General features: G+C 61.0%; 5 protein-coding genes and 1 pseudogene. 3 read left to right on the top strand and 3 right to left on the bottom strand.

Features of this window, described 5'->3' with window-relative positions; translation table 11 throughout:
* Positions 1-45: 45 nt before the first annotated feature.
* Positions 46-624, bottom strand: coding sequence for a hypothetical protein (locus tag H5395_RS18025; RefSeq protein WP_182793892.1), 579 nt, complete (start codon positions 622-624; stop codon positions 46-48).
* A 100-nt stretch (positions 625-724) separates the two neighbouring features.
* Here H5395_RS18025 and H5395_RS18020 point away from each other — a divergent pair.
* From H5395_RS18020 to H5395_RS18010, 3 genes and pseudogenes are all read left to right on the top strand, one after another.
* Positions 725-883: pseudogene (locus H5395_RS18020) on the top strand (IS256 family transposase); the annotation flags it as partial.
* A gap of 306 nt (positions 884-1189) precedes the next feature.
* Entirely contained in the window at positions 1190-1849 is a 660-nt protein-coding gene (locus H5395_RS18015; RefSeq protein WP_182793890.1) for a ParA family protein, read from the top strand.
* Entirely contained in the window at positions 1846-2118 is a 273-nt protein-coding gene (locus H5395_RS18010) for a hypothetical protein (RefSeq protein ID WP_182793889.1), read from the top strand. The genes H5395_RS18015 and H5395_RS18010 overlap by 4 nt, the downstream gene beginning before the upstream one ends.
* Positions 2119-2516: 398 nt before the next feature.
* On the opposite strand, the gene H5395_RS18005 is transcribed toward H5395_RS18010, so the two are convergent.
* Complete coding sequence (locus H5395_RS18005; RefSeq protein ID WP_370576502.1) at positions 2517-2999, bottom strand: IS3 family transposase; 483 nt, start codon at positions 2997-2999, stop codon at positions 2517-2519.
* Positions 3000-3206 (bottom strand): integrase core domain-containing protein (locus H5395_RS18000; RefSeq protein WP_182793887.1); only part of this gene is annotated, 207 nt, incomplete at its 5' end.

The raw sequence follows: 3206 nt of genomic DNA, 5'->3' as shown, positions 1-3206 counted from the left end.
CCACGCCGCGCAAGTGCTTGGGCTTCCGAACGCCGGCCGAGGTGTTCAGGGCCAACATCCTCGGCCGCGGACACCGACGAGAGAAACTTTCACGGGATCCGAAGTCGCATCTGGGGTAGCGCGTCCAACCGATGCGCACCGCTTCGCCGGGCAGGCGGTCTGCGACAGCAGGTCGGTGCGCAGCGACCGCCTGAGCAGGCTGTGTGGGACGAGATCAGGACCGTTCTGGAAGAGCCCGGGCGCGTGGCGGCGGAGTACCAGCGCCGGCTCGATCAGGCGCGCGAGAACCCCGGCGAGACGGGCGACGGCGCCGATCTCGAGCGCCGGATCGCCGCCCTGCGCCGCGGCATCGGGCGGCTCATCGACGGCTATGCTGAGGGATTGATCGAGCGCGGCGAGTTCGAGCCCCGCATCGACGGGATGAGGCGACGACTGGGCCACCTCGAGGCGGAACGCCAGAGGCTGCTCGCGGACGTCGAGGCAGAGCGGAACCTGACGCTGCTCCTCGGCCGTCTGGACGAGTTCGCCGAGAGGGTCCGTGGAGGCTTGGACGAGCTGGACTGGAACGGCACGCGCGAGATCATCCGGGCGATGATCCGACGCGTCGAGATCGACGGCCACCACGTCAACGTCGTCTTCCGGGTGCCCCCGCCGTCACCGCTAGGGAGCGATGGGCGTCTTGGCGGTCCGGCACCGTCTCGAGACGGCCGTTGGCAAGATTGTCGAGGCCGTCATCGTCCGCCTCATCGGCGCTGTCCTGCTCGAAGCCAACGACGAGTGGCAGCTTCAGCACCGATACATGCAGGTCGAGGCCATGGCCGACCTGATCCCGCCAGCAAACGAGGAGGAGAAACCGCTTCAGATTACACCGAGAGCCGCCTGATCATGACGGCCCGGAACCACACCCAAAATTACACCACGTTGACGGACGCGACTTAGGCCATCCTGGCCGAGCGGGCGCGGATCAAGAAACAGACCCTCACCCAACGGTGCTTGCAGCACCACGCCCGCGCCGCCTAACCTTAACCCATAGGGACCAGACCCTCCGATCCTGAGCGACGCCGGCAGTCTCAAATCATCCGACGACGGACATAGAAGATATGCTACCATAGCATATCGTATGGTAGCATAGGATACTATAGACAACACAACGAGAGCATAGGATACTATACTATACTGAGGGACAACAATGCCAATAGTATCATTTGCTACCCCAAAAGGGGGCGCCGGGAAGACGACCTCGGCCATAGTGCTCGCGACGACGCTCGCCCAGGGCGTATCTGTTGAGATCATAGACGCCGACCCTGCCGGGCGCGCCCTAGCGTGGTCGAAGCGTGGGTCGTTGCCCGGTAATCTTCGGATCGTGAAATCCGCAGGGGAACGCTCGATTCAGGATGAAATAGATACGGCTTCGAGACGCGCCGCGTTTGTGATCCTTGATCTCGAAGGGGCGGCCACTCAGTTAAACGCGATGGTTCTGGCCGAGAGTAATCTGGTAATCGTGCCGACCGGCGACGAGCAGCAGGACGCAGACGCCGCCGTTGAAGCTCTCGCGCAGATCAGGATGCAGGCTCGCGCCCTAAGAAGGGAAATCCCGGCTGCCATTCTGTTCGCACGGACGAAGGCGGCAGTGAAGGCGCGAAACGAACGAGAGATCAACGCCGCGATGAGGGGGAACGTTGATACGTTCAGAACGGAATTGAACGCGAGAACCGCATTTAGCAGCTTGCATAGCTACGGCGGGTCTCTTTACGACCTCGATCGGGCGCAGGTGGGAGGCGTCGATAAGGCGATCGAAAACGCAGAAGCTTTTGCGTCGGAAGTGATCGAGAAGGTGAGGCAGTCATGAGTGGTAAGATAGATTTCGGGAAACTGTCGCAGGAATTCCAGCCGGGGAGGAGGGTAGAACCTACGCCGCCCGTGCAGACAGAACGGTGGCCGAGCCGCGAAGTTCGGCGAGAGAGCCAGCTTTCGATCAAGGGAGCGGCTGAGGTTTTAGAGCGATTTAAGACGATGTGTGAGGATGAGCGCTATCCGTATTACATTCAGCTCCATCGCCTGATGAACGCGTGGGAAGGCAAGCCAGCAGACGAAGGTATTAAGAATGTCAAAGGATAGCCTGTGCTACCATACCATACCATACCATACCATATCACAAGAAGGGGCAGGGATTCCGGTCGATTATGAGGGTAGGGACGTCACTCACATCCTCCTCTGAGCGGCTTGTCGTAGGATGCCACCGATCGATCGAGCGCGTCGAAGAACTCGTCGTCCATGTCTTCGAGCCGTTCCAGCCGCGTAATATCTGCGGTTGGTGGCTGGAGAGGGCTTAGCCTGTGTGGAAACTCTACGATCTGGCAAATTGGCGAGACGCTGACTGCAAACAGCGCATTTCAGGCTGCGAGCTAAACCAGTTGGAAGCTCCCGATCTTTTCAGGGGCGCAATGCTGTCACCATGGCTCGGATCCCGATCAACGCGATCATTCTGGCCTGCTGCCGGTTTCGTGGACACCAGGTTAAGTTTGCATAGCGCGGGCCTCGAACGCCACTGGGCTGAGATAGCCCAGCTTCGAATGGCGTCGCTGCGGATTGTAGAAGCGCTCGACGTAGTCGAACACGTCGGCCCGGGCGGCGTCACGCGTGCGGTAGACCTTGCGGGCGGTGCGCTCGGTCTTCAGCGAAGAGAAGAAGCTCTCCATGGCTGAGTTGTCCCACACGTTGCCGGCCCGGCTCATGGAGCAGGTGATACCGTGGTCATGGAGCAGGCGCTGGAACTGCTCGCTGGTGTATTGCGAACCCTGGTCCGAATGATGCAGCAGCGCGTCAGCTTTTCCGCGCCGCCAGACCGCCATCATCAGGGCATCCATGACCAGAGATGCGTCCCGTTCGGCCTTCATGGACCAGCCGACGACGCGCCGGGAGAACAGGTCCAGCACGACGGCGACATACAGCCAGCCCTCGGCAGTCCAGATTGGTCTTGCCCCCGTTTCATCGGACACTCAGGCGGTTGCGGTTTGAGCTGCGATGAACTCGCGGGGCGAGCGCATCTTCAGCCCTGAGTGCGGGTGGTTTTCGTTGTAGTCCTCGATCCAGGCTCCGATCAATCCGAGAACGGTCTGTGCATCGGGCAGCGGCGTCACCTGGACGTAGTCGCGCTTCAGCGTCTTCACGAACGCCTCCGAGATGCCATTGCTTTGCGGGCTTTG

Origin of the sequence: Paracoccus sp. MC1854 (assembly GCF_014164635.1) — a bacterium.
GTDB lineage: Bacteria > Pseudomonadota > Alphaproteobacteria > Rhodobacterales > Rhodobacteraceae > Paracoccus.
Note: the sequence above shows the minus strand (reverse complement) of the source record. Positions and strands in the feature narration are given on the sequence as shown.